The sequence below is a fragment of the Paenibacillus sp. UNC451MF genome (assembly GCF_000686845.1).
Classification (GTDB): Bacteria; Bacillota; Bacilli; order Paenibacillales; family NBRC-103111; genus Paenibacillus_S.
Genome location: NZ_JMLS01000018.1, coordinates 100,188 through 126,627 on the forward strand (window position 1 = coordinate 100,188; position 26,440 = coordinate 126,627).

Annotated in this window: 30 protein-coding genes; all 30 read left to right on the top strand. The window is 43.2% G+C overall.

Features of this window, described 5'->3' with window-relative positions; translation table 11 throughout:
* The first annotated feature begins 2 nt into the window (after window positions 1-2).
* The 30 genes from fliE (at window position 3) to BP97_RS0118575 (ending at window position 26,431) form a co-directional block, all read left to right on the top strand.
* On the top strand, window positions 3-302 hold the full coding sequence (gene fliE / locus BP97_RS0118430) for a flagellar hook-basal body complex protein FliE (RefSeq protein WP_028550419.1): 300 nt from the start codon (window positions 3-5) through the stop codon (window positions 300-302).
* 49 nt (window positions 303-351) lie between these two features.
* Window positions 352-1,944, top strand: a complete 1,593-nt coding sequence (gene fliF / locus BP97_RS0118435) for a flagellar basal-body MS-ring/collar protein FliF (RefSeq protein WP_028550420.1) — start codon at window positions 352-354, stop codon at window positions 1,942-1,944.
* A gap of 11 nt (window positions 1,945-1,955) precedes the next feature.
* Entirely contained in the window at window positions 1,956-2,972 is a 1,017-nt protein-coding gene (gene fliG, locus BP97_RS0118440; protein WP_028550421.1) for a flagellar motor switch protein FliG, read from the top strand.
* Entirely contained in the window at window positions 2,965-3,783 is an 819-nt protein-coding gene (locus BP97_RS0118445) for a FliH/SctL family protein (RefSeq protein ID WP_028550422.1), read from the top strand. The genes fliG and BP97_RS0118445 overlap by 8 nt, the downstream gene beginning before the upstream one ends.
* Complete coding sequence (gene fliI / locus BP97_RS0118450; RefSeq protein WP_028550423.1) at window positions 3,784-5,106, top strand: flagellar protein export ATPase FliI; 1,323 nt, start codon at window positions 3,784-3,786, stop codon at window positions 5,104-5,106.
* A 9-nt stretch (window positions 5,107-5,115) separates the two neighbouring features.
* On the top strand, window positions 5,116-5,556 hold the full coding sequence (fliJ, locus tag BP97_RS0118455) for a flagellar export protein FliJ (protein ID WP_028550424.1): 441 nt from the start codon (window positions 5,116-5,118) through the stop codon (window positions 5,554-5,556).
* A gap of 24 nt (window positions 5,557-5,580) precedes the next feature.
* The gene (locus BP97_RS0118460) at window positions 5,581-6,501 is read left to right on the top strand and encodes a MotE family protein (RefSeq protein ID WP_028550425.1); all 921 of its coding nucleotides are present in this window, start codon (window positions 5,581-5,583) and stop codon (window positions 6,499-6,501) included.
* Between the two features lie 25 nt (window positions 6,502-6,526).
* Window positions 6,527-7,993 carry a flagellar hook-length control protein FliK gene (locus BP97_RS0118465; protein WP_028550426.1) on the top strand — a complete coding sequence of 489 codons (1,467 nt, stop codon included), beginning with the start codon at window positions 6,527-6,529 and terminating at the stop codon, window positions 7,991-7,993.
* A 33-nt stretch (window positions 7,994-8,026) separates the two neighbouring features.
* Window positions 8,027-8,476, top strand: a complete 450-nt coding sequence (flgD, locus tag BP97_RS0118470; RefSeq protein ID WP_028550427.1) for a flagellar hook assembly protein FlgD — start codon at window positions 8,027-8,029, stop codon at window positions 8,474-8,476.
* The gene (locus BP97_RS0118475; RefSeq protein ID WP_028550428.1) at window positions 8,473-8,850 is read left to right on the top strand and encodes a TIGR02530 family flagellar biosynthesis protein; all 378 of its coding nucleotides are present in this window, start codon (window positions 8,473-8,475) and stop codon (window positions 8,848-8,850) included. Before flgD ends, BP97_RS0118475 begins: the two co-directional genes overlap by 4 nt.
* Before the next feature lie 92 nt (window positions 8,851-8,942).
* Complete coding sequence (gene flgG / locus BP97_RS0118480) at window positions 8,943-9,764, top strand: flagellar basal body rod protein FlgG (RefSeq protein WP_028550429.1); 822 nt, start codon at window positions 8,943-8,945, stop codon at window positions 9,762-9,764.
* 61 nt (window positions 9,765-9,825) lie between these two features.
* Entirely contained in the window at window positions 9,826-10,047 is a 222-nt protein-coding gene (locus tag BP97_RS0118485) for a flagellar FlbD family protein (RefSeq protein ID WP_028550430.1), read from the top strand.
* Window positions 10,048-10,524, top strand: coding sequence for a flagellar basal body-associated FliL family protein (locus BP97_RS0118490; RefSeq protein ID WP_028550431.1), 477 nt, complete (start codon window positions 10,048-10,050; stop codon window positions 10,522-10,524).
* 38 nt (window positions 10,525-10,562) lie between these two features.
* Window positions 10,563-11,561 carry a flagellar motor switch protein FliM gene (gene fliM / locus BP97_RS0118495; RefSeq protein WP_028550432.1) on the top strand — a complete coding sequence of 333 codons (999 nt, stop codon included), beginning with the start codon at window positions 10,563-10,565 and terminating at the stop codon, window positions 11,559-11,561.
* Window positions 11,551-12,810, top strand: a complete 1,260-nt coding sequence (gene fliY / locus BP97_RS0118500) for a flagellar motor switch phosphatase FliY (protein WP_028550433.1) — start codon at window positions 11,551-11,553, stop codon at window positions 12,808-12,810. The genes fliM and fliY overlap by 11 nt, the downstream gene beginning before the upstream one ends.
* 29 nt (window positions 12,811-12,839) lie before the next feature.
* On the top strand, window positions 12,840-13,202 hold the full coding sequence (locus BP97_RS0118505) for a response regulator (RefSeq protein ID WP_028550434.1): 363 nt from the start codon (window positions 12,840-12,842) through the stop codon (window positions 13,200-13,202).
* 46 nt (window positions 13,203-13,248) lie between these two features.
* Complete coding sequence (locus tag BP97_RS0118510) at window positions 13,249-13,890, top strand: flagellar biosynthetic protein FliO (RefSeq protein ID WP_231506334.1); 642 nt, start codon at window positions 13,249-13,251, stop codon at window positions 13,888-13,890.
* Window positions 13,887-14,648 (top strand): flagellar type III secretion system pore protein FliP, encoded by a 762-nt coding sequence (gene fliP, locus BP97_RS0118515; protein ID WP_028550436.1) that lies wholly within the window; start codon window positions 13,887-13,889, stop codon window positions 14,646-14,648. The genes BP97_RS0118510 and fliP overlap by 4 nt, the downstream gene beginning before the upstream one ends.
* Window positions 14,649-14,682: 34 nt before the next feature.
* Window positions 14,683-14,952 (top strand): flagellar biosynthesis protein FliQ, encoded by a 270-nt coding sequence (gene fliQ / locus BP97_RS0118520; RefSeq protein WP_028550437.1) that lies wholly within the window; start codon window positions 14,683-14,685, stop codon window positions 14,950-14,952.
* A gap of 11 nt (window positions 14,953-14,963) precedes the next feature.
* Window positions 14,964-15,743: a flagellar biosynthetic protein FliR gene (gene fliR / locus BP97_RS0118525; RefSeq protein WP_028550438.1), complete on the top strand. Its 780-nt coding sequence runs from the start codon at window positions 14,964-14,966 to the stop codon at window positions 15,741-15,743.
* Window positions 15,744-15,762: 19 nt separating this feature from the next.
* Window positions 15,763-16,854 (top strand): flagellar biosynthesis protein FlhB, encoded by a 1,092-nt coding sequence (flhB, locus tag BP97_RS0118530; protein WP_028550439.1) that lies wholly within the window; start codon window positions 15,763-15,765, stop codon window positions 16,852-16,854.
* Window positions 16,855-16,877: 23 nt separating this feature from the next.
* On the top strand, window positions 16,878-18,911 hold the full coding sequence (gene flhA / locus BP97_RS0118535; RefSeq protein ID WP_028550440.1) for a flagellar biosynthesis protein FlhA: 2,034 nt from the start codon (window positions 16,878-16,880) through the stop codon (window positions 18,909-18,911).
* Window positions 18,908-20,221, top strand: coding sequence for a flagellar biosynthesis GTPase FlhF (gene flhF, locus BP97_RS0118540; protein ID WP_028550441.1), 1,314 nt, complete (start codon window positions 18,908-18,910; stop codon window positions 20,219-20,221). The genes flhA and flhF overlap by 4 nt, the downstream gene beginning before the upstream one ends.
* Window positions 20,214-21,095: a MinD/ParA family protein gene (locus tag BP97_RS0118545; RefSeq protein ID WP_028550442.1), complete on the top strand. Its 882-nt coding sequence runs from the start codon at window positions 20,214-20,216 to the stop codon at window positions 21,093-21,095. Before flhF ends, BP97_RS0118545 begins: the two co-directional genes overlap by 8 nt.
* A 48-nt stretch (window positions 21,096-21,143) precedes the next feature.
* Window positions 21,144-22,268 carry a protein-glutamate methylesterase/protein-glutamine glutaminase gene (locus tag BP97_RS0118550; protein WP_028550443.1) on the top strand — a complete coding sequence of 375 codons (1,125 nt, stop codon included), beginning with the start codon at window positions 21,144-21,146 and terminating at the stop codon, window positions 22,266-22,268.
* 57 nt (window positions 22,269-22,325) lie between these two features.
* Window positions 22,326-24,374 (top strand): chemotaxis protein CheA, encoded by a 2,049-nt coding sequence (locus BP97_RS0118555; protein WP_028550444.1) that lies wholly within the window; start codon window positions 22,326-22,328, stop codon window positions 24,372-24,374.
* 50 nt (window positions 24,375-24,424) lie between these two features.
* Window positions 24,425-24,886 carry a chemotaxis protein CheW gene (locus BP97_RS0118560; RefSeq protein WP_028550445.1) on the top strand — a complete coding sequence of 154 codons (462 nt, stop codon included), beginning with the start codon at window positions 24,425-24,427 and terminating at the stop codon, window positions 24,884-24,886.
* A gap of 4 nt (window positions 24,887-24,890) precedes the next feature.
* The gene (locus BP97_RS0118565) at window positions 24,891-25,511 is read left to right on the top strand and encodes a chemotaxis protein CheC (protein WP_028550446.1); all 621 of its coding nucleotides are present in this window, start codon (window positions 24,891-24,893) and stop codon (window positions 25,509-25,511) included.
* Entirely contained in the window at window positions 25,508-26,002 is a 495-nt protein-coding gene (locus BP97_RS0118570) for a chemotaxis protein CheD (protein WP_028550447.1), read from the top strand. The genes BP97_RS0118565 and BP97_RS0118570 overlap by 4 nt, the downstream gene beginning before the upstream one ends.
* A gap of 3 nt (window positions 26,003-26,005) precedes the next feature.
* On the top strand, window positions 26,006-26,431 hold the full coding sequence (locus BP97_RS0118575; RefSeq protein ID WP_028550448.1) for a hypothetical protein: 426 nt from the start codon (window positions 26,006-26,008) through the stop codon (window positions 26,429-26,431).
* The last annotated feature ends 9 nt before the right edge of the window (window positions 26,432-26,440 follow it).

The window sequence follows — 26,440 nt, forward strand, 5'->3', positions numbered from 1 at the left end:
TCATGATTGAAAAATTGGGTCTACAGCCGTTGCAAGCTTCTACTCCAACAGCTCCTAAAAGTACAAGCGCTGCAGAAGTATCGGAACAGTTCGGGCAGTTCCTAAACGATGCGATGAACAAACTTAAGGCACAGCAGGTGGAAGTCGACAAGTTGAATAATCAGTTTGCCAAAGGTGAAACTTCAGATGTACATCAAGTTATGATCGCGTCGGAAAAAGCGTCCTTGGGCTTAGAGCTAACAGTTCAAGTGCGAAATAAAGTGATCGAAGCTTATCAAGAGATCATGAGAACGCAAGTATAGAATGTACTATGAGGATCACTAGCGACGGTCATTCAGATGGGGTGAAATAGTGAACGAGAATATTACCCAGTATTGGAATCGAGTAAAGCAATACTGGAATCAATTCAGTAAAGCACAAAAGATAACTTTTTCAGCGACAGTGATCCTTGTCATATTAACACTCGGGATCATCAGCTATAATTTTTCGAAGACTGAATACGCATTGGCTTACACAAATCTTCAACCAAGCGATGCGGCAGCGATCAAAGGATATCTCGATAGTGCCAAAATTCCGTATCAACTGAGTGAAGACGGAAAAAATATCGGAGTTCCTCGCAGTGAAGTTGCTAATGTCAAGCTGGGTGTTGAATCGCAGGGGCTAAATAAAAACGGTAGCATTGGATATGGCGAGTTCGGGAAAAGCAGTACCTTCGGAACGACGGATAAAGAATTCAACGTTAAATATATTAACGCAGTCCAAGGTGAGCTCCAGCAGTTGATTAATTCTAACAATGCAGTAAGCAGCTCCAAAGTATTGATCAATATTCCGGAAGAAAGTGTATTCTTGCCAAAAGGCGCGGATAAAGAAAAAGCATCTGCATCTGTCGTCGTTAATGTAAAGCCGGGTTACCAATTGGATCAGGCTAAAGTTGATACTATGTACAATTTGGTTTCTCACAGTGTGAAAGGCTTGCCAGTTGAGAATATTACAATCTCGGATCAAAATGGTGAACCGTTGGAATATTCCAAAGGCAACGGAAAAATCACAAATGCTAATGCAGCATTACAAAACTTTGAAATTAACAACCAATTCAAAAACGACATTCAGAAAAACGTGCAGCAAATGCTGGCTGCCATTCTTGGCAAGGACAAAGTCATTGTTCAAGTATTCTCGACTATGAACTTTGATCAGACGAACAGTCATCAGCAGTTGGTTACTGCACCAAACACAGTCGATCAAAAGGGATTGGAAATTTCCGTTCAAGAGATTCAGAAAAATTATAGCAGTGATGGATCGGCTTCTACGGGTGGGGTACCAGGAACAGGGCAAACTGATGTACCGGGATATCCTGGAAGCAATAATAACGGGAAGTCCAAATCCGAAGAACTTCAGAAGACGGTAAATTCAGAAGTAAACCGAATTACGAATGATATTATTTCCACACCATACGTTGTTAAAGATTTAACCATAAATGTAGGAATTGAACCACCTAATCCGAATGATCCGAACTCTTTGACACAAGAAACGAGAGATGCGGTTCAGCGTATTTTGGTCAACGTGGTTAGAGCGGCATTAGCTGATAACAAGCAAACCTTGACGGAAGCTGATCTATTACAAAAAGTATCGGTGTTCCCGCATTCGTTTGCACGGACTACACAAAATCAATTAAGCACGAATAATTCTTTGTTGTTATATGGTGGATTAGGCGGACTTGCATTAGCACTTCTAGCGGCAGGGGCATTCATCTGGATGAAACGCCGTAAAGCTAAGGAAGAAGCACTTGAGGAACTCGAAGCTGAACCAGCGAAGCTGGAATTCCCGACCATTGATATTGATAATGTGACTAATGATAATCAAGTTCGCAAGCAGTTGGAAACCTTGGCGAAAAGAAAACCGGAGGAATTTGTCAACCTGCTTCGTACATGGTTAGTAGATGAATAGAGGTGTGATTGTTGGCTAAAGTGCAGCAGCAAGTATTATCGGGTCGTCAAAAAGCTGCCATTCTGTTGATCAGTCTTGGCCCAGAAGTTTCAGCTCAAATCTTTAAACATCTACGTGATGAAGAAATCGAGCAGCTGACTTTAGAGATCGCGAATGTTAGAAAGGTCGACAGTGTTGAGAAAGAATCGATTTTAGCCGAGTTTCACCAAATATGCTTGGCGCAGGAATTCATCTCTCAGGGCGGTATTGCTTATGCCAAAGATATTTTAGAGAAAGCCCTTGGTTCTCAAAAAGCTTTGGATATTATTAACCGGTTAACTGCGACGCTGCAAGTCAGACCGTTTGATTTCGCGAGAAAAGCAGATCCGGCACAAATATTGAATTTTATCCAAAATGAAAATTCTCAAACGATTGCTTTAGTTCTAGCTTACTTACAGCCCGAGCAATCATCCATTATTTTGTCTTCATTGCCACAGGACAAGCAAGCGGATGTTGCAAAACGTATTGCTTTAATGGACAGCACTTCTCCGGAAGTTATTAGTCAAGTTGAACGTGTGTTGGAGCAGAAGCTTTCCGCGACGGTGACTCAAGACTATACCAATGCGGGCGGTATTGCTGCTATCGTACAAATATTGAATGGTGTCGACCGAGGTACGGAAAGAACAATTCTGGATTCCTTGGAAATTCAAGATCCGGAGCTGGCTGAAGAGATCAAGAAAAGAATGTTCGTGTTCGAAGATATCGTCAATATCGACAACCGCTCTATTCAAAGAATTATCCGGGATATTGAGAATGCTGATTTGCAATTGGCGCTTAAAGTGGCCAGCGAAGAAGTTCGCGATGCCATATTCAAAAATATGTCCAAACGAATGGCCGAAACGTTCAAAGAAGAAATGGAATTTATGGGACCTGTTCGTTTGCGTGACGTGGAAGAAGCTCAAACACGTATCGTTGCAACTATTCGCCGTCTAGAAGAAGCTGGTGAAATCATCATAGCCCGCGGTGGAGGAGATGATATTATTGTCTAATGTCATCAAGCATGCACAATACATATCGTTAGACGATAAGAAGGTCGTCGAAGTTGCGCAAAAATATAAATTCACGGAAGATCCAGATTCTACCGGAGGATTAACCGAGGAACAGCAGCTTGAATTGAACGAGCTTCAAGAAATGAAGGAGCAAATCTTGCTTGACGCACAGGTGTTTGCTGAAGAGCAAGTACGTCTGGCAATGGAAGAAGCCGCCTTAGCTCGTGAACAAGCACAATCGGAAATCGAACAATGGTGGAATGAACAGCGCGTGAACGATGAGCAATTACAAGTTCAATTAAAGGATGAAGGCTTCCGACAAGGCTATGAAAATGGTTTGAAAGAATCGGAAGAACATCTTCGAGCGCAGTACAACGATATGCTCCAGGAAGCGTCACAAATTTTGGATCAAGCTTATCTTTTGAAACAACAGATCATTCAAGAAGCGGAACCTTTTCTAATTCAACTGAGCTGCGGAATCGCAGAAAAAATCATCGCTAGACAGCTGACGGTTGAACCTGAATGGATCATTGAGTTGATTCAAAACATATTATCTCGCAGAAGAGAAAAAGGGATCATTACGCTTTGTGTTGCGCCGGCTCACTTCTCCTATATTCAGGATGCACGTGAAGAATTGCTGCTGCACATCGATTCTCAAGCGGAACTGCAAATTATTCCGGATCCTTCGGTACATGATCATGGCTGTGTAGTTCGTTCTAATTTTGGCAGCATCGATGCGAAAATCGATACGCAGTTAAAAGAAATTAAAAATGCACTTCAGCATCTTGCCGTCAGAAATGAGGGAGCATAGATGAATCAGGTGCCAGACGTATTCAAGTATATCGAACATCTGAGGCAAATAGATCCCGTTCGAGTTAACGGAAAAGTTACTCAGGTCATTGGACTTACGGTTGAATCGGAAGGTCCCGATGCTAGTATCGGCGATGTATGTTACATTTACCCACTAAAATCTAATGAGCCCTTGAAGGCTGAAGTCGTTGGATTTAAAAATAACAAGGTATTGCTTATGCCTCTTGGTGAGCTGCATTCCATCGGACCTGGTTGCGATGTTGTAGGAACCGGGAAGCCTTTAACTGTGCAAGTTGGGCACGAATTATTGGGTAAAGTGCTGGATGGACTAGGCCAACCGTTAGATGGTACGTTCTTGTCGTCACGTATGACACAATATTCGACTCACAATGCACCAAGCAATCCATTGAAGCGCCCTCGTGTGCTTGATCCAATCAGTGTAGGCGTACGCTGTATCGATGGACTTCTTACTATTGGTAAAGGACAGCGAGTCGGTATATTCGCAGGATCCGGTGTTGGGAAAAGTACACTCATGGGTATGATCGCTAGAAATACCTCCGCCGATGTTAACGTAATTGCGCTCATAGGAGAGCGGGGACGTGAAGTATTGGACTTCATTGAACGCGATCTTGGACCTGAAGGGCTTGCCCGTTCGGTGGTCATAGTGGCTACTTCGGATCAACCTGCTTTAATCCGGATCAAGGGTGCATTGATTGCAACAAGCATTGCTGAGTATTTCAGAGACCGTGGTTTAAATGTCATGCTGATGATGGATTCGGTTACTCGCTATGCTATGGCGCAGCGTGAAGTCGGTCTAGCCGTAGGGGAACCACCTGCAACTCGTGGATACACACCATCGGTTTTTGCAACATTGCCTAAGCTGCTTGAGCGATCAGGTACTGGTCCTAAAGGTTCTATCACAGCCTTTTATACAGTGCTCGTAGACGGAGACGATATGAATGAGCCGATTGCCGATGCGGTTCGCGGTATATTGGATGGTCACATTGTCCTTGATCGTAACATTGCCAACCGGGGACATTATCCAGCAATCGATGTCTTGTCAAGTGTCAGCCGTGTAATGAAGGAAATCGTTCCTAAAGAGCATCAGCTGGCAGCAGAAAATTTGAAACGTCTCTTATCTATTTATAAAGATTCGGAGGATTTGATCAATATAGGGGCGTACCAAAAAGGTTCGAATCCGGAAATTGATACTTCCTTACAATACATACAATCGATATGGGACTATACCAAGCAAAGAGTCGATGAGAAGCTGACATTTAGTGAAGCACAAGAAAGATTAATATTAGAATTTAACAAAGGGTGAACATAATCTATGCGTTTCCGTTATGCATTTCAAAAAATTGTGGATCTGAAAACAAATGAAAAGACGCAAGCGGAGTGGTTATTGTCACAAGCCATTGGCAAGATGCGCGAGGAAGAGTCGAGCTTATCCGAGTTGCATGAGGCCAAGGACGGAATTTACGAAGAGCTTTATCAGGTCTCTACAAAGAAGGCAACTATATCTCAGATGATGCTGCTTCAGCAATATGTAGAGCACATTGATCAACAAATCGTATTGAAAAATCATGATCTTATGCAGGCCAAGGAAGCTGTTCACGCAAAGCAGGATATATTGGCGGGGAGAGTACTGGAAGAAAAAGTTTGGAGCAAAGCGAAGGAAAAGGCTTATCAACGTTTTACTGTAAATGTGCTTAAAAAAGAGCAGGATCAACTGGACGAAATGGCAACGAACCGATTCCGGAGATTGTCATAACCCAAGGACATGGAGGTGAGGATAATGTCAGATATGGATGTGGAAAATACCTCTTCGTATGGGGCAATGGAACGGTTTCTCATCTGGTTTTTAATCCCGTTTGTTTTTACAGCTGTACTGCTTGGCGTATTATTGACCATTTTTGATTACGATGTCATGAATAATGTACTGCGAACAGCAAACAAAATTCCGGTAATCAGCAGTATTGTTCCAGAACCAAAGACCAAGGCCACCGATAAACCGGCTTCAGGTTCTGCGGGTCAGGAGTCGGCAGCCAGTCAATCTCAAGAAGAAACGATCCAGGCTTTAAACGCAAAGCTTAATGAAAAGGATGAAGAAATCAGTAAGACAAACAGTCTGATCACTCAACGAGATCAAACGATAAAAGAACTGCAGCTTAAAAACAGTACATTAGAGGAACAAGTAAAAAGCAAGACACTTACCGATGAGGAGTATGCAACTCAAATTCAGCAGCTAGCATCCATGTATGCCAAAATGACTCCGTCTAAGTCGGCACCGATAATGGAGGAGTTGTCTACCTCCGAGCTCGTGCTGGTGCTGAGCATGATGAAAACGGATGATCGGGTAAAAGTATTGGAGAAAATGGATCCGAAAAAAGCGGCAGATGCATCCATATTGTTAAAGGATCAGACTACCGTAAAGGATCGTGAAATTGCAGCATTACAAGAAAGACTGAAGCAAGTAGCTGTTCCAGATCCGAAAGCGTCTCAGAAAATTAGCAAAGACGATCTTGGTGCTACATTCTCTAATATGACTCCTAAGAGTGCGGCAACGGTGTTGTTAGAAATGCAAACTTCTAATCCGGACAAAGTTATCTCTATCTTAAGCTCGATGGATAGTGCTGGACGTTCGAAGGTACTGACGGCAATATCCGAACAGTCAAAAGAGACAGCAGCGCTCATCTCGGCGCGACTCGTACAATAAATAAGGGGAAGGAGGTGAAAAAATAATGGAGATTCAAGCTCAAATGCCAGCAAATGTTACGTCATCTAGTTCTTCTAGTGCAGGTGCCAATACGGCGGGTGCAGGACTATCGAATTCAACATCAGGCCAAGCTTCAGGAGGTTTCTCGGCTGCACTAGTTGGAATGCTTACAGGAACTCCTTCTGGTGAAGGCACTACAGCTCAAGCATTATTGCCAGGATTGAATGCATTAATTCAACAGCTTGGGAACACGACCACTGATGGTGCACAACAACAAACGGCAGTTCCGGAAGATGCGCTCAAGCAATTGGATGCATTAATGGAGCTTTTGGATTCAAACTCGGAGGATGCAGCAGCCTTATTGCAAAATCCTGATGTGCAAGCGTGGCTTGCTCAAATCCAAGCGATGCTGCTGTCGCAGCAAACACAACCTCAGGCTGTTGCAAATCAAGTGTCGGATGGTAGTGATGATTCTGCTGCATCCCTTCTTCTTGAGCCTTCGACAGAGAGTACTGATGCAAGTAAAAATGCAGCTGCCGCACAAACTTTGTTTGTACCGCTTGACACAGAAGTAGTCCTAGAGCAGCAGCCTGTAGTTGCGATAGAGCAAGTGCTTAAGCCTGTTTCCAAGCAAGAAGCCAAAGATATATTAAAAGATCTTAAGCAGCTGCTTGAATCTGGGAAGGATCATGCTTCGCTTCAAACCAAGTCAAGCGCTCAATCGCTGGAGCATATCATTACAGGATTAAAAAACATCGTAAATAGCCAAAACGTGCTTGTACAGCCTACCCAGGACAACCAACTGCAACAAACAACGGCTGCACCGGCGGTTAACGCAAACTTGGAATATTTAGCAGCAAAGGCTGGTCCACTAAAGGTTGAAGTACCTCTAGTGAGCAATGATGGCCCGCTGTTTGAACCATTAGTAGACCTTACAGAAGCAGCTTCGGATAGCCCAGCTGTTCCGATGCATGAATTCCTTAAGCAAGTATCTAATGGTACTCACGTTGCCAAAACTCCTGTTCTGCTGATGCAGGCGCCTACATTTACAGAAGATATGAGTCAATTTGTAATGAAGTCATTTACTGTAAATGCGATTGCCGAAGGAATTACGGAAGCGAAGCTATCACTTTATCCACAGCATCTTGGGCATGTTGATGTTAAGCTTACAATGCATAACGGACAATTGATTGCTCAATTTGTTGCAGAGAATATGATCGGAAAAGAAATGCTGGAAAGCCAAATGTCACAGCTGAGAGCGACGTTACAGAATCAAGGCATTCAAGTAGACAAGCTGGAGGTTACACAAAGCCCTTCTTTGCAGTCTGGATTATTCCAGGAACAAAGACAGCAGCAGCAGCAGTTTGCTAAACAGCAAAAAAACAATAACACGAATAAAGCTGTTTCTCTTGAAGAAGAGTTAGAGCAAGAAACGAAGGCAGCCCAAATCCTTTCAGGAATGGGACGAACTTCAATCGATGTAACGGCTTAAAGAAAGCAATGTGAATGCCCGGGAGGTGAAACCGTGTCGGATTCATCCGTAAGCACCAATAATATTTGGCCCTATTATGCCAAAACCAATATAAGCAACGTAGCAAAAGAAACGAAAAGCAATGATCTGGGTAAAGATGAGTTCTTGAAAATATTGATCGCTCAATTAAAAAACCAGGATCCATCGCAACCTTTGCAGGATAAGGAATTTATTGCTCAGATGGCGCAGTTTACTTCCGTTGAACAACTGACCAATATGAGTAACGAAATGAAATTGCTCCGCCAATCGTTAGGATTTGCTTCAGGGTTGATCGGTAAATCAATTACTTGGAACACAACTAATGAGAAAGGTGAGACTGTTTCGAAAACCGGTACCGTTGAATCTATAGTTGTTAAAGACGGATCACAGTTTGCAGTTGTAGATAAAGAGAAAATTGCTCTGGATCAAGTGACGCAAATTGCCAATCCGGAGGAGAAACAATGACCGATCGAATATCTGTCGGACAACTATATCCCGGTAGCCTAAGAACAACAAGGCTTCAAAGATCAGAGGTGCAGTCGCCTCAGACTGCCAACTCGTTCCAATCCGTGCTGCAGAACCAGTTAGTTCGATTCAGTCATCATGCGGAGGAGAGATTGCAGCAGAGAGGGATAGAGTTCAAACCTGAACAGTTGGCAAAAATCCAGACTGCAATTGACAAGGCAGCTGCTAAAGGTGCCAAAGATTCGCTTATGCTGATCAATGATACTGCTCTGATTGTCAATATTAAAAACAGAACGGTAGTCACTGCCATCGATGGTGCATCGATGAAGGATAATTTATTTACTCAAATCGATAGTGCAGTCATTATTTCATAAGTAACGGGCTGGACCGAGAGGGGGCCCTCGGTTGTGGAACGATCGAAGCAACCGTACAAATTAACCAACAACAATTTGGGAGGCAATGGTGCATGTTAAGATCTCTGTACTCAGGCGTTTCCGGTATGAGAGGCTTTCAAACGAAGCTGGACGTAATTGGTAACAATATTGCAAATGTTAACACGATCGGTTTTAAAGCAGGACGAGTGATGTTTAAAGACATTCTTAGCCAATCTGTTGCAGGCGTTACAGCTCCGGAAGATGGAGCTAAGGGTGGAGTTAACGCGAAGCAAATCGGGTTAGGTGTTGCCATCAGCGCAATCGATACTGTACATACACCAGGCAGCGCAATGACTACTAATGTGCCTACGGACCTGCGTATTGACGGAGATGGATTTTTCGCAGTATCTCCAGACGGAACAACGGATAATATGTTCTTAACACGTGCAGGTAATTTTACCGTTGACGCAAACCGTCAATTGGTTACATCAGATGGAATGTTCGTTTTGAATACTCAAGGCGGAATCATTGCTCTGGAAGACGATGACACAGCATTCTCCATTTCTCAAAACGGTGAAGTGATCACAACTAAAGCTGACGGTACTACGGGAGCAGCGAACGTGATTGCGGTTGCCAAAGTGACAAATCCAGGCGGTTTGGAGAAAGTTGGCGGTAACTTATATCGCACAACTGCCAACTCCAACATCGACGATATCGATCTGGGTACATCGATTCCTAATGATCCGGCTACCGGAACTGGCGCCATCGTCGCGGGACAATTGGAAATGTCCAACGTTGACTTAACTTCGGAGTTTACTGAGATGATCGTAGCTCAACGCGGATTCCAATCGAACTCTAGAATCATTACAACATCCGATGAGATACTGCAAGAGGTTGTTAATCTCAAACGATAAACTAATTAATGGGGGAGAGCTTTAAGTCCCTCCCCCTAACTCTTCTATCGGAGGCTGTTTTATGATTCAACTTACGCGTCTTAATGGCAAGCACATTATTGTTAATGCCATCTTGATTGAAAGTATAGAAGACACGCCGGACACGATGATTACCTTAACAACCGGCAAAAAAATAACCGTATTGGAGCCAGTTACCGATGTCGTCCAACTTGTGACGCAGTATATGCAGTCCATAGGGACGATCGTTGGAACCATCAAGAGTTTGGATTCGGAGGGGTTGTAGTTGTTAAAAAGTCGAATTTTCCTGTTGGTCGTTGCCATACTCATAGCTATAACCTTAATTTTAACGGCTGCTTTCATTTTGTGGAATTATATGGATAAATCAAATCAAAACACTCAAGATCAAGCAATAAGTTCTGCTAATCAAGTAAAACAAAGTAAAAAGGTATCTCCAGATGAAACAAAAGAAAACACAGTGATCATGAAAGATATTCTGACAAACCTCGCAGCGAATAATCGATTCATTAAAGCGAGCTTTGCCTTTGAGATGGAAAATAAGAAGGCCAAAGAAGAATTTGAGAAGCTGGATTTCAAAATGAAAGCCATCATCGTACAAACGCTAGCCGACATGACACCTGAGCAGGTTCAGGGCAGCAAAGGCTTCGATAATCTGACTGCGGTCCTTATGAATAAAATGAATCCACTACTATCCTCCGGAAAAATCAAGCAAATTTGGATCACGGATAATGTGCTTCAATAATTAGGAGGCAATAGACACTCGTACAGGAGGTGACGCTTATGGTTGATGTGCTTTCACAAAATGAAATTGACGCCTTATTGGCTGCGTTATCCTCGGGTGAGATGGATGCGGAAGAACTTAAGAAGGAAGAGACTCAGAAGAAAGTTCGAGCTTATGATTTTAAGAGAGCCGTACGATTTTCTAAGGATCACATTCGCAGCTTAACAAGAATTCATGAGAACTTTGCCCGGTATTTAACGACTTACTTTTCAGCACAGCTAAGGACTTTTGTACAAATCAATGTAGTACAGGTGGAACAGCTGCCATACGATGAGTTTATTCGTTCCATCCCTAAAATGACCATCCTCAATATTTTTGAGGCCGAGCCATTGGAAGGTAGAATGGTTCTAGAAGTACATCCGAATGTAGCCTATGCAATGTTGGATCGTCTCTTGGGGGGAACAGGAACGACACCAACAAAGATTAACGCCCTTACGGAAATAGAAACGATAGTGATGGAGCGTATATTTAGCAGAGCGTTCGAGAGCTTGCAGGAAGCCTGGAAAACGGTAATTGACCTTTCGCCTAGAATGGAAGCATTGGAAACGAATCCGCAGTTTATGCAAATTGTTTCACCGAACGAAACAATCGCATTAATTTCACTAAGTACCAAAATAGGCGATACAACAGGGATGATTAACCTTTGTATTCCGCATGTGGTTATCGAGCCTATCATGCCAAGACTTTCGGTTCATCACTGGTTCGTGTCCCAGAAGAAGACAAGCGCACCTGAAGAAGTAATTGCGCTGCAATCCAGACTTCATAAAGCTAAGCTTCCAATTATTGCAGAGCTTGGCGAGTCACAAATTTCCGTTGGAGAATTCCTGAATTTAAATGTCGGTGATGTGATTTCATTACAAAAACCGGTGGATGAATTACTGAAGATTCGTATAGGCGAAAAACTGAAGTTTTACGGAACGCCGGGAACGACTCGTGGGAAATTAGCATTGCAAATTACCGATATTGTTGATGAAGGAGCGGAAGAAAATGACGAATAGCAAAGATTATTTGTCTCAAGAGGAGATTGATGCATTATTAAGACAATCATCCGGTGACAGCGGTTCGGCAAGTCCGAGCACCGAGGTGTTTGTAGAAGATTACTTATCTTCTTTAGAGCAGGATGCTCTTGGCGAGATTGGGAACATTACTTTCGGTAGTGCTGCGACAGCTTTGTCGACGCTGTTAGGGAAAAAAGTCGACATTACAACACCGCAAGTGTCGATTGTTGCGAAAGAAGCATTGATTGATGAGTTTCCAAAACCACATGTAGCTGTCCATGTTAACTATGTTGATGGATTTCATGGAATCAATTTGTTGGTTATTAAAACCCGTGACGCGCAAGTCATCGCTGACCTGATGATGGGTGGAGAAGGCACTGCGCCTGAGGGGGATTTGACCGAAATCCATATCAGTGCGGTTCAAGAAGCGATGAATCAAATGATGGGATCATCTGCGACATCAATGTCAACAATATTTAACCGTTTCGTGAACATTTCACCTCCAGGTATTGATATACTAAATTTAGCGGAAGAAGGAGGAACTTCGTCGCTTCCTCCCGAAGATGTATTTATCAAAATCTCCTTCCGTTTGACAATCGGCGACTTAATTGACTCTACAATTATGCAATTACTCCCGGTGAACTTCGCGAGGGACATGGTTTCTATTTTGATGGGAGGGGGAGACAGCCAAGAAGAATCAGCAGCCGCATCTGCTGCAGCTCCAACGCCTATTCCTGCAGCACCGGAACCTGCGCCTGCTCCTCAGCAGCAAGCGGCTCCGCCAGTTCAGGATCCATATGCGCAACCAATGTACCAGCAACCGGCAATGCAGCCACAGCAGCCAATGTATCAACAGCCCATGGTACCGCCACAGCAGCCGATGTACCAACAACCGCCTGCTGCATACGGAACGGCACCAACTCGCAATGTGAATGTACAACCGGCTCAATTCTCCAACTTTACACCAATGAGTCTATCGCCTGCTGAGGATGCAAACCTGAATTTGCTGTTGGATATACCGCTCAAGGTTACAGTAGAGCTAGGAAGAACCAACAAAGTGATTAAAGACATTCTCGAGCTTTCTCAAGGATCCATTATTGAGTTGGATAAGCTGGCCGGTGAACCTGTAGATATTTTAGTAAACAACAAACTAATTGCTAAAGGTGAAGTTGTCGTCATAGATGAAAACTTCGGGGTTCGAGTTACAGACATTGTGAATCAATGGGATCGCATTCAAAAATTACAATAACAAACATACTCTAGGAGGACTGTTCACCCATGGCAAACCGAATTTTGATTGTAGACGATGCAGCTTTTATGAGAATGATGATTCGAGACATTTTATCCAAGAACGGATATGAGGTTGTAGGAGAAGCTAACGATGGAGCTCAAGCCATTGAAAAATTCAAGGAACTGCGTCCAGACCTCATTACAATGGACATCACTATGCCAGAAATGGACGGAATTGCAGCCTTGAAAGAAATTAAAAAAATTGACGCTAATGCTAAAGTCATTATGTGTTCCGCTATGGGCCAACAGGCCATGGTTATCGACGCCATTCAAGCCGGAGCAAAAGATTTTATCGTAAAACCTTTCCAAGCGGACCGCGTTATCGAAGCTATCAAAAAGACGCTGGGATAATGTTACATAGGGGAGAGTCTTACATAAGCCGAAAGGAATGTGAAACTTGAACAGACTCGTAACCAGATTAAATTTGTTCATCATTATGGGGATAATTCAACTAGCCGGTTTCTCGATCGTTTGTTACGGGGAACCCGGCACCCCTTCAGAGCAACCGTTGAAAGACACGCCTGATTTTGCTTATCCGGGAGCAGATACAGCTAGCACGCTGTGGATGGTCGTTAAAGTTGTTTTCTTCCTTATTGTTATTATCGGAATCTTTTTTGTAATTGTTAAGTTTCTTTCTCAAAAAAATAAATCTCTGTTCGGGCGGTCCCTTCGTTCACTTGGAGGAGTACCGCTAGGACCAAATAAATCTATACAGGTTGTTGAAATAGGTCGTTCACTCTATATCGTGGGTGTCGGCGATAACGTTCAGCTAATTGAAAAGATTAATGATGAGGAAGAAGTTGCGTACATAACGAGCATGCTGACGAATAACTCCATCGGAACTCCTAATTTCGAATCGTTAAGCGGTTGGTGGAATAAGCTGAGGAACAAGCAGGAGCAGCCTGAAGACGAAGATATTACGGCTTCTTTCCAGCAAGTGTTCCATGACAAAATGCAGCATTTGTCCGATCGGAAAAAGAGGGTCGATGAACTGCTGATGGATGATAATAACAAAGATCGGTTGAATGATAAACCATGAAATTAAAGGCATTGGCATTTACTATCATGTCCTTGTTCGCAATTAGCGTTTTATGGACCACCCAAGCTTATGCGGCTGATCCGATTCCAGGAATCAACATTGATATTGGCGGCTCCAACAGCACCTCGGGAGCTTCCAATACCATTAATATTATTTTATTGCTAACGGTCTTGAGTATAGCCCCGGCTATTCTTATTCTTATGACGAGCTTCACAAGGATCATTATTGTACTTGGTTTCGTTCGTACGTCATTAGGAACGCAGCAAATGCCTCCTAACCAAGTTTTAATAGGTTTAGCATTATTCCTAACCTTTTTTATCATGGCCCCTACTTTAGGGGATGTGAATCAGAATGCTTTACAGCCTTACATAAAGGGAGAAATTTCACAAACAGCTGCATTGGACAAAGCTTCTGTCTCGATGAAGAAATTTATGTTTCAGTATACGAGACAAAAGGATCTGAAATTATTCTTAGATTATTCCAAGGCGGCTCCGCCAAGCGGCGTGGAAGATACTCCGTTGACTGCATTGGTTCCTGCTTATGCCATTAGCGAGCTGAAGACGGCATTCCAGATGGGTTTTATGCTCTTCATTCCATTTTTAGTTATCGACATGGTCGTTTCCAGTACATTGATGGCTATGGGGATGATGATGCTGCCACCGGTCATGATCTCGCTGCCATTTAAAATTTTACTCTTCATATTGGTAGATGGCTGGTATCTTGTTGTGAGATCCTTGCTGCTTAGCTACAATACATGATCACTACATTTGGCCGTGCAGGAGGAGAGAAATCGTGAGTTCCGAGTTTGTCATTCGATTGGCCGGTGAGGCTGTATATACGGTCTTGAAAGCCAGCGCCCCCATGCTGTTAATCGGTTTAGTCGTAGGTTTGATCATCAGTATTTTTCAAGCAACTACTCAAATTCAAGAACAGACGCTGGCTTTCGTACCGAAAATTGTTGCCGTGTTGTTATCATTCTTGATTTTTGGACCTTGGATTCTTACAACACTGGTTGATTATACTTATAACCTGTTGAATAACTTATATAAATTTATCGGCTAGGCTGTGAGTAAATGGAATGGGTGACACAATATTTACCTGGTTTTATGCTATTTTTTTGTCGTATTGCCTCGTTTTTTGTCGTGGTACCTATATTTTCGGCCAGAAACGTACCACAGCATTTTAAGATCGGTATAGCTTTTTTTGTATCGCTGATGGCATTTACCTTGTTTGGGATGAATAATCCAGCGACCTTCGATTCGCTTTACTTGCTGTCGGTCATAAGGGAAATATTAGTCGGTCTTATGCTTGGTTTTATCGCTTACATGTTCTTTCAGATTGTTCTTATTGCGGGGGCATTCATCGATATCCAGATGGGATTTGGTATTGCTAACGTTATCGATCCGATGACAGGCGCGCAAAGTCCGATCATGGGCAACCTGAAGTATATGATATCGATTCTGCTGTTCTTATCCTTTAACGGTCATCACTTGTTATTAAAAGCTATAATGGAGAGCTATGATTGGATTCCCTTATCGAATTCTCTGTTCGCCAAGATGTACAGTGGAGACATTGCCGAATTTATGGTCAGAACGTTTACCAGCGTGTTCAGAATTAGCTTTCAAATGGCAGCGCCATTGGTCGTCGCTCTTTTTCTTACGGATGTGGGGCTCGGATTTCTTGCCAGAGTAGCTCCTCAGTTCAATATCTTTGTAGTGGGGATGCCAATAAAAATCATCATTGGTTTTATCTTGTTCACCTTGCTGTTCTCTGGCTACCGATACGTCTACACAGATATGTTTACGTCGATGCTGGACTCCATGCAAAAATTTATAGGCTTGCTTACAGGATAAATGGGAGGACTGGAACGACTTGGAAACCTTTCGTTTGAAGCTGGATTTACAATTGTTTTCCCAAGAAAAAACGGAACCGGCCACCCCGAAGAAGCGGCAGGAATCCAAGCAAAAAGGGCAAGTAGCCAAGAGCATGGAATTACCTGCTGCATTTATCTTGTTTTTTGCCTTTCTTTCGTTTTACATATTCGGCGGTTATATGAAAGAACAGCTTGTACATGTATTTCGATCCATCTTCTATGATTACTTGACATGGGACATTACGATGGAAAATATTTGGGTGCTGTTCAAGCAATTGTTTATGCAGAGCATGCTGATCATAACCCCAATCATGTTGGTCACTGTGGTCACTGCGATTTTTAGTAACTACCTACAAATCGGTTTTCTATTAACAGGCGAGCCTTTGATGATGAAATTTAATAAAATCAATCCCATTGAAGGAGCAAAGAGATTATTTGCGATTCGAGCTTTGGTTGACTTTGTTAAATCGATCTTGAAGATGTCGATCATCGGTTACATCGTATATTCATCGTTATGGTCTGAGAAAAGCCAACTGATGGATTTGGCAAGATTGCCTTTGGAAAATGTAGTATTGTTTACTTCGTCCATCACATTGAAATTGGGAATTAAAATTGGGCTTGTGCTCATCGTTCTGGCGCTGCTCGACTACATGTATCAAAAGTATGAATTTGAAAAGAGCATTCGCATGTCCAAGCAGGACATCAAAGATGAATATAAGAAGACAGAGGGCGACCCTTTAATTAAAGGGAAGATTCGTGAAAAACAAAGAAGAATGGCTTTACAGCGGATGATGCAGGATGTACCCAAAGCTGATGTTATTATTACGAACCCGACACACTTTGCCGTAGCACTGCGCTACGATGCCAAGAACATGCAAGCACCTACCGTAATAGCGAAAGGAACGGATTATATCGCTTTGAAAATAAAACAAGTTGCAAAGGAACACCAGATTATAACGATGGAAAATAAGCCTTTGGCCCGGGCGCTGTATGCTCAGGTAGAAATTGGAGAAAGCATTCCAGCGGATCTATTCCAGGCTGTGGCCGAAGTATTAGCATATGTATACAAGGTTAGAGGTAAGGCTAATTAATGGAGGAAAGGAGGACATCTGCAATGAAAATGAAAGACTTAGTCGTGTTGATTGGCATCATCGGTATCATACTAATGATGGTTGTACCTGTACCCATATGGTTGTTAGATGTCCTGCTAATCATTAACATTTCGATTGCGCTAATGATTATCCTCGTAGGAATGAATACGCAGGATGCGCTGCAGTTTTCCATTTTTCCCTCTTTATTACTCATTACCACGCTGTTCCGATTAGCGCTCAACGTCTCGACAACCCGCAATATTCTTGCAAACGCCGAGGCCGGTAATGTGGTCAAAACCTTTGGTTCTTTCGTTGCCCAAGGGAACATAGTTGTAGGCTTCGTTGTATTTATTATCCTTGTGCTCGTTCAATTTATCGTTATTACCAAAGGTTCTGAGCGCGTTGCCGAGGTAGCTGCTCGATTTACCTTGGATGCTATGCCTGGTAAGCAAATGAGTATTGATGCCGACTTGAATGCCGGCTTAATTAACGAACAGCAAGCAAAAGAACGTCGTGAGAAGATCTCCCGAGAAGCGGATTTTTACGGAGCTATGGATGGTGCCAGTAAATTCGTTAAGGGGGATGCTATCGCAGGGATTATCATCCTGATCATTAACATTTTGGGTGGCCTCATCATTGGGATGACTATGAAAGGAATGGACATTAAGGAAGCAGGGTCCATTTATTCGATTCTAACAATCGGTGACGGTTTGGTCAGTCAAATCCCTGCATTGTTAATTTCTACCGCGGCAGGCTTGATAGTAACCAGGGCTTCCTCGGAGGGGAACCTTGCTCATGATCTGACATCTCAAATTTTATCGTACCCTAAACTGCTCTATATTGTTGCAGGAACCATTACTTTACTTGGTATCTTTACACCGATTCACTTATGGACAACATTACCAATCGCGGCGCTTCTAGCCTATGCAGCTACCAAAATGCAGCGTAATCTTGTGCTTAAGCAAGCTCAGGAGGATCAATTAGAAGAGGAACAGCAGATCGAAGAAGTTCGCAGTCCCGAAAGTGTTATCAGTCTGCTCCAGGTTGATCCTATCGAATTTGAGTTTGGTTATGGATTAATTCCTTTAGCAGATACACAGCAAGGTGGGGACCTGCTTGACCGTATCATCCTGATCCGTCGTCAGTGTGCTCTTGAATTGGGACTTGTCGTTCCAGTCATTCGTATACGGGATAACATCCAATTAAAGCCTAACGAATACGTAATCAAAATTAAAGGGAACACGGTTGCTCGAGGTGAGCTGCTGTTAAATCATTACTTGGCTATGAGTCCAGGAATTGATGATGACTCCATCACAGGTATCGATACGTTGGAACCGGCTTTCGGTTTACCGGCGTTATGGATTGATGAAGTGATGAAGGAGCGCGCAGAGCTTTCGGGTTACACAGTTGTTGATCCTCCTTCGGTTGTTGCGACCCATCTGACGGAAGTGATTAAGAAACATGCTCACGAGCTGTTGGGTCGTCAAGAGACGAAATCGCTTATCGAAAATGTCAGAGAAAGCTATCCGGCTCTCGTGGACGACTTGATTCCGAGCGTTTTGTCGATTGGCGATGTGCAGAAGGTGCTGGTCAAGCTGCTGCGTGAGAAGATTTCCATCCGTGATCTGGTCACTATCATGGAAACATTGGCTGACTATGGTACATACACGAAAGATCCGGAAATCTTGACCGAATATGTTAGACAATCGTTGTCACGGCAAATTACTCAGCAGTTCGCAACAGGTAGTGATTCATTGAAGGTAATCACTGTTGGGCCTTCATTAGAGAAGAAAATTGCCGAGTCCGTCCAGCAATCTGATCAAGGCAGTTACTTGGCGTTAGATCCTTCTTCAACACAAATGATTTACCAACGCATTACGGACCAAGTGACGAGACTCATTCAATCCGGTCAACAGCCTATCGTCCTGACTTCACCAACGATTCGGATGTATCTGAGACAGCTGCTTGAAAGAACCATGCAAGATATCCCTGTTTTGTCATACAGTGAGCTAGAACCCAACGTAGAAATTCAAAGCATGGGGGTCGTTAATCTATGAGAGTGAAGCGTTATGTCGTTGATTCCATGCCGGATGCTTTGCAAAAAATTCGATCTGACCTTGGTAAGGATGCTGTCATATTGAACACCAAAGAAATTCGCTCCGGCGGATTTCTAGGCATGTTCGCAAAGAAAAAAATTGAAGTGATAGCTGCCACAGATTCGGCGGCAGCTGCGGCATCGCCGACGATTAACAAAGATTCCGGTGACACAATCGTACCACTCTCAAAGCCGGTAGCAAATAAAGTTTCAGAGGTTATAACGTATACCAGACCGACCTCAATGAAAAAGAGTAACTTATCAGAGGATAAATCAAACTTAGCTTTTCCGGATGTACCTGATGTTCTTGATCCTGAGGCTGCTCCAGAGCCTAAACAAGTACCTCAGCCTTCGGTAATAAAGCCAGTTCAAGCGGCTAGTTCGCAGTCCAGAGATGACTTGCTGCTTCAGGAAATAAAGCAGATGAAGCAGTTCATGCATCAGTTATCCGTACAAGGTCATCCTGCCGTACCTATGGATCCTATCTTAGAACGACTGCAGCAGCGCCTGCTGGATCAGGAAGTGGATCCAGAAATTGTAGATCGTCTTATAGCAAAAGCAGCGGAAGAGGCTGAAGCGGGAGGCATTCCCCTTACGGAAAAACACGCACGGCTTTCTTTGGAAAGACAACTGAATGAGTTGTTTGTAACGGGAACGAACAAACGCTTGGATCATGATACGAAAGTAGCTCATTTTGTAGGTCCTACGGGTGTAGGCAAGACAACGACCATTGCTAAGCTGGCTGCAGAGCAAGTGCTGAAATATCATCGGAAAGTTGGATTTATTACTTCCGACACGTATCGAATAGCTGCTGTAGAGCAATTGAAAACTTATGGGACGATTCTCAATGTTCCATTAGAGGTTGTCTTTTCACCACAGGATTTACCGAGAGCTTTTGAACAAATGAAAGATCGCGACATTATTTTCATGGATACTGCGGGACGCAATTTTCGCAATGAAATGTATGTTTCCGAGCTGAACGCCCTACTTCAATCGGAAGGGAAGAATGAAACATTTCTAGTGCTGAGCTTGACGACCAAGTATAAAGACATGAAAGCTATCGCCGAGAACTTTACGAAGTTCAAGTTAGATAAAGTATTGTTTACGAAAATGGACGAGACGGATACTTATGGTTCCATTATTAATTTGGCGAATGATTTTCAGCTGCAGACGTCATATGTCACACATGGCCAAAGCGTTCCCGAAGACATAACGGAATTAGGTGAACAGCAGATCATTGACCTGATACTGGGGGTTGAGCAGGATGAATGATCAGGCTCAAGGGCTGCGAAATCTAATCCTGAATCAACATCAGCAGAGGCAGCGTGAGTCAACCAGGACACGAATCCTTACAGTGACTAGCGGTAAGGGTGGGGTAGGCAAATCCAACTTTACACTGAATTTTGCATTAACTTTACAGAAAAAAGGATTCAAGGTTCTTGTTTTTGACGCTGACATCGGGTTAGCCAATATAGATGTTCTGATGGGGGTCACAGCCAAATACAGCCTTTATCATCTCTTGAAAAAAGAAAAAACGATTTGGGAGATCATCCAGCAAGGTCCTAATGGATTGCAATTTATTGCTGGAGGCTCTGGTTTCCAAGATTTGATCCGGTTAACGGAGGAGCAGCTCGACTATTTTGCTGATCAGGTGCAGCAATTAAACGGAACAGTTGATTTCATTATTTTCGATACGGGCGCCGGCTTATCTAAGGAAACATTGAAGTTCATTTTATCAGCGGAAGAGACGATTGTTGTAACGACTCCTGAACCCACATCCATTACGGATGCTTATGCAATTATTAAAATGATAAGTTCAATGGAAGAGTCGATTCGTTTTAAATTGGTTGTGAACCGTGTGACCGATTGGAAGGAAGGAAGACAAACGGCGGATAAAATCAGCATGGTTGCAAAACAATTTCTGAAGCTGGATATACCAACCTTAGGCTTTGTTTATGACGACAGCAATGTATCCAAAGCAGTCAAAAAGCAAGTTCCTTTTACAGTTCAATATCCTTCCTGTCCTGCCTCACAATCGATAAGCAGATTGGCTGACGATTTTATTTCTAGACAGTCACAGTCGGAGCAGCCTGAGGGTGCAGTGAAAAATTTCATGTCTAAAATGATGAAATATTTGAGACATTAGCAGCCTCTTACTAACAAATCAGACAACCTGTGGGGGGAGAGACTTCGTATGAGAACCTATAACGTACTAGTTGTCGATGATTCGATTTTTATGAGGAAGATCATCACTGATCTGATCTCTGAGGATCCTCAGTTCCGGGTCGTAGCAACAGCCAAGAACGGCATGGAAGCTGTAGAAATGGTCAAAACGTTAAAACCCGATGCCGTCACTATGGATATTGAAATGCCAGTGATGAACGGGCTAGACGCATTGAAGAAAATTATGACGGAGCATCCGACTCCAGTAATCATGCTAAGCAGCCTAACTCAAGAAGGTGCTAGAGAAACGATCATTGCACTAGAGAGAGGTGCAGTCGATTTTGTAGGAAAGCCTTCAGGTTCCATTTCGTTAGACCTTCATAAGGTTAAAGTTTCGTTACTTGAAAAACTTCATATTGCTGTGAAAACAAACGCTGCCAAGTTTACAGCTAATCCATTAAGAAACACAATTTTCGATAGACTTAAGATGGCTAAAGAGATCATAACGAAGAAGGAGTTGGCTGCGGCTTCCGAGATTTCGAATCCATCCAAAACGAACTCGGCTTCAGCTACACAAGTACAGCAGTTAGTTGCAATTGGGACTTCAACCGGAGGGCCTCGTGCTCTTCATCAGGTCATCTCCAATATCCCGGCTGACTTTCCCGCTCCTATTGTTATTGTTCAGCATATGCCTCCTAATTTTACGAAATCGTTGGCTCAAAGGCTGGATTCGGTATCCGAGCTGCATGTAGTGGAAGCAGAGAATGGCATGGTTTTAAATAACGGATGTGCTTACATCGCACCGGGTGGTTTTCATATGATGGTTGCCCGGAATGGTCCAGGGATGTACAAAATTTATTTGAGCAAGGAAGATCCGAGAAACGGACATCGACCTTCGGTTGATGTATTATTTGAATCTCTTTTACCGTTGAAGGAATTAAAGCGTCACATTGTTTTGATGACAGGAATGGGTTCTGACGGTGCCAAAGGAATGCTTTCATTAAAACAGGCAGGAGCCGTAACCACGATTGCTGAGTCAGAAGACACTTGCATTGTCTATGGTATGCCTAGGGCTGCGGTAGAGCTTCAATGCGTTACACATATATTACCTCAACAGGAAATAGCCCAACAGTTAACACAGGCTGTGATTCATTAGTCCTTGTTCTTTGGGTGTACATATAGGGTTGGATTAAATTGACGGAGGTGTGTGGTTATGGAATTAAATCAATACTTATCGATGTTTATTGATGAATCCAGAGAACATCTGCAGGCGATGAACGACAATTTGCTAAGCTTGGAAAACAGCCCCGAGGATGTAAGCATAGTACATCATATCTTTCGCTCGGCGCATACGCTTAAGGGTATGTCGGCAACCATGGGATTTGAGGATTTAGCGTCCTTGACTCATGAAATGGAAAACGTACTAGACTTGGTTCGTAATCATAAGTTGAAAATGGACTCGTTTATTTTCGATTGTACCTTCAAGAGCTTGGATGCATTGGAGGCCATGGTAGAGGATATTATTCAAGGCGGAACCGGTAAGCTGGATGTTCAAGAGATTGTAGCTTCACTGAAATCTATCGTTAGTGGTGATTATTTAAAAGCCGGAGCAGCTTCAACTACTGGAGCAGTTAAGCAGGAGTCATCGCAAGAAGCGGCATTGGATGAATTCCAACTATCCATTATTCAACAATCGATAGAAGCCGGTTTGTCGGTCTGCCTCGTTGAAGTAGGGGTTCGTGAAGACTGCGTCCTTAAAGCAGCGAGAGCTTATATGGTTTTTAACATTTTAGAGCAAAACGGAGAGGTCATCAAATGTTCTCCTTCGGTTGAAGACATCGAGCAGGAACGGTTTGATAATCATTTCTCTGTATTCTTCATTTCTCACATCGATAAGGATAGTTTGGAAAAGCAAGTGGCCAGTGTTTCAGAAATTGAGAAGGCAACCGTCACTTTGTTGGATCAAGCTAAGCTGGATGAACTAATGAAGCCGCCTGTGCAGCAAGCACAGTTGGAAGTTGCGGCTGCGGTAGCTGAACCGGTGGCACATCCACCTGCATCAGCGAATACGGAAGCCAAAAAGCCAGCAGCAGCTGCCAACGCACCTGTTGCGAATCGGACGATTCGGGTTGATATTGAGCGTTTGGATGCATTGATGAATTTATTCAGTGAATTGCTGATCGATCGCGTTCGTTTGGAGCAGTTGGCCAGTGAAGTGAAAAGAAGCGACTTAACTGAAACCGTTGAGCACATGAGTCGTGTTAGCAGCGACTTGCAAAATATTGTATTGAAGCTTCGAATGGTTCCTATTGATACGGTATTTAACCGATTCCCACGTATGATTCGTGACGTAGCCAAAACGCTGAATAAAAAGGTGGATCTGATCATTACGGGAGCAGACACCGAATTGGATCGTACCGTTATTGATGAAATCGGTGACCCACTGGTGCATTTGCTTAGAAACTCTGTAGACCACGGCGTTGAGCCAATAAGTGATCGTACCAGTGCTGGGAAGTCGGAAACAGGAACGATCCATTTGCGAGCTTTCCATAGCGGAAACCATGTCTTTATAGAGATTGAGGATGATGGTCGAGGAATTAATCGTGAAAAAGTGCTAAGCATTGCTGTTAAAAACGGTGTTATTCCACAAGATCAAGCAGCTAAAATGTCGGATGAAGAAGTGTACATGCTTTTATTCGCATCCGGGTTTAGTACTGCAGATAAAATTTCGGATATTTCTGGTCGTGGAGTTGGATTGGACGTTGTAAAAACGAAGATTGAGAGCTTGGGAGGAACAGTACAGGTTGAATCGAAATGGGGAAAAGGCTCGAAGTTCTCTGTACAGCTTCCGCTTACTCTATCCATCATTTCGGCGATGCTAATCCGGCTGAGCAATGAGAAGTATGCGATTCCGCTATCTTCAATTGTTGAGACGGCTGCTATTAAGCAGGATCAAATTCGTTTCGTGCACGGCAACAAAATGGTTAATTACCGCAACAGTGTTATTCCATTAGTTTCTCTTGGTAAGCTATTCGACGTACCGAATACAGTTGAAGCGACTGAGGGTGAGACGCAAATCGTTGTCATCCGCAAAGGGGAGAAGCTTGCTGCTCTTGTAGTCGACGAGTTTATTGGACAACAGGAGATTGTTTTGAAATCTCTTGGGAAATATTTAACGAACTTGTTCGCTATTTCTGGCGCTACGATATTAGGAGACGGCCAAGTAGCTCTTATCATCGATACCAATGCATTAATTAAGTAATTAGTCATAGCGTTTCCTAATCGATACACATTCTAAGGGAGGCAAGGAATATGGGAGAAGAAATCAAAGTCATTGTTTTTGCTCTGGCACATGAGGAATATGGCGTAGAAGTAGAGAAGGTACGCACGATTGAACGGATGCAGCCAATGACAAGGGTGCCTAAGACACCTGAGTTTGTCAGAGGGGTCATTAACTTGCGAGGTGTTGTGACTCCAGTTATCGATCTACGTGGACGATTTGGATTCAAGGAAAGCGAATTTACGGATAGCTCACGGATTATCATTGTCGCTGTGAATGATATCGAAGTCGGATTAATTGTAGATTCGGCTAATGATGTTATCGATGTGGATACAGATAATATTGATGATCCGCCAGAAATTGTTGGCGGCATTAAAGCAAAATATTTACACGGAATTGCTAAGGTGAGTGATAACAGGTTGCTAATCCTATTAAATTTACAAGAAGTATTGAATAAGAGTGAAATTATCCAACTAGAAAGCCTAGAGGAGTAATCACGTGGAATTATTCAACCGACTAGCAGATTTTCAAATGGATGTTCTGAAAGAAGTCGGCAACATAGGTGCGGGGCATGCGGCAACGGCTTTATCCAAACTTTTGGATAAGCCCGTTGATATGCTTGTACCTAAAGTGCGAGTAGTTGCATTCGAAGAAATCGCTGACAGCGTTGGCGGTGCGGAAGAGGTCGTTATCGCTATTTTCCTTCGTGTAGAAGGGGAGACACCTGGTAATCTGTTTTTTATTATGACGATGGAGTCCGCAAAAAAATTACTTCGCAGTTTAGTAGGAATTATGGCGACTCATGACGAAAATTATACAGAGATGGAACTTTCTGCTCTATGCGAGATTGGCAATATTTTAGCAGGGTCCTATTTGTCCTCACTTGCAGATTTCACGCAATTGGCTATGTCACCTACGGTTCCTTCTATAGCTATTGATATGGCAGGAGCAATCCTAAGCTTTGGTCTCCTTCAATTCGGTCAAATGGGTGATCATGCATTATTAATTGATACGAAGTTTTTGGATGGTAATGAGGAAGTGAAGGGTCATTTCTTTTTAATTCCTGATCCGGAATCATTCGATAAAATTTTTAAAGCTTTGGGAGTAGAATCGCCATGATCCAGGACAATTACATCAAGGTGGGCATGGCTGACCTGAATGTTACTCACTTGACCGGAGTGTTGAAGACGACGGGTTTAGGATCTTGCGTAGGACTTACTCTATATGATGCTAAAGCAAAAGTAGCCGGAATGGCGCATGTGATGCTGCCGACCTCGGAAATAGCGAGGGAAGGAAAGCTCAATATTGCGAAATATGCCGATACGGCCGTTCCTGAGATGATTCAGAGAATGGAGGGCTTAGGCGCTTCTATTAAAAGAATGGAAGCCAAAATGGCTGGAGGCTCCCAAATGTTTGCATTTGGTGGGAACTCTGACACCATGAGGATCGGACCGAGAAACGTGGAGTCCTGCAAAGAAATGTTAAAGCGGTATTTAATACCTTTGAAGGCTGAAGATACGGGTGGCAACTACGGCAGAACGATTGAATTTGACTGTGAGACAGGCACTCTATTTATTAGAAGCGTTCAACAGGGAGTAAAGGAGCTTTAGCTTATGATTGGAACTATTCGATGGAACGTTATGCTTGGTCTTATTTCATTAGTTATAACGTTCCTAAGCTCTATCTCAACAAATGTTTGGATGACGAGCTTGCTTAGGAGTGTATACAGTTTTTTCATTGTTTTTTTTCTCGTCTTTCTGTTTCGGTGGATTCTTGGCACGATTGCAGGGCTAAACCAGTTACAAACTGAGCCGAAGAATACTGCTTTAGAGGATGAAAGCAAAGGTACCGCTTTCGATGTGCAGACACCAGATGACGAGGCATCCATTCATCAAATGTTAAAGGATTCGCTTGATCCTAAAGCACCCGCGATGGATTCCGGTTTTGCACCGTTGAATCCACCGAAGCTGTCCAGCAAGACTAACAGCATGGAACCAGGAGAGATGGCACAAGCGGTACGTCGTATGACGGAAGAATAAGGGTGGTGA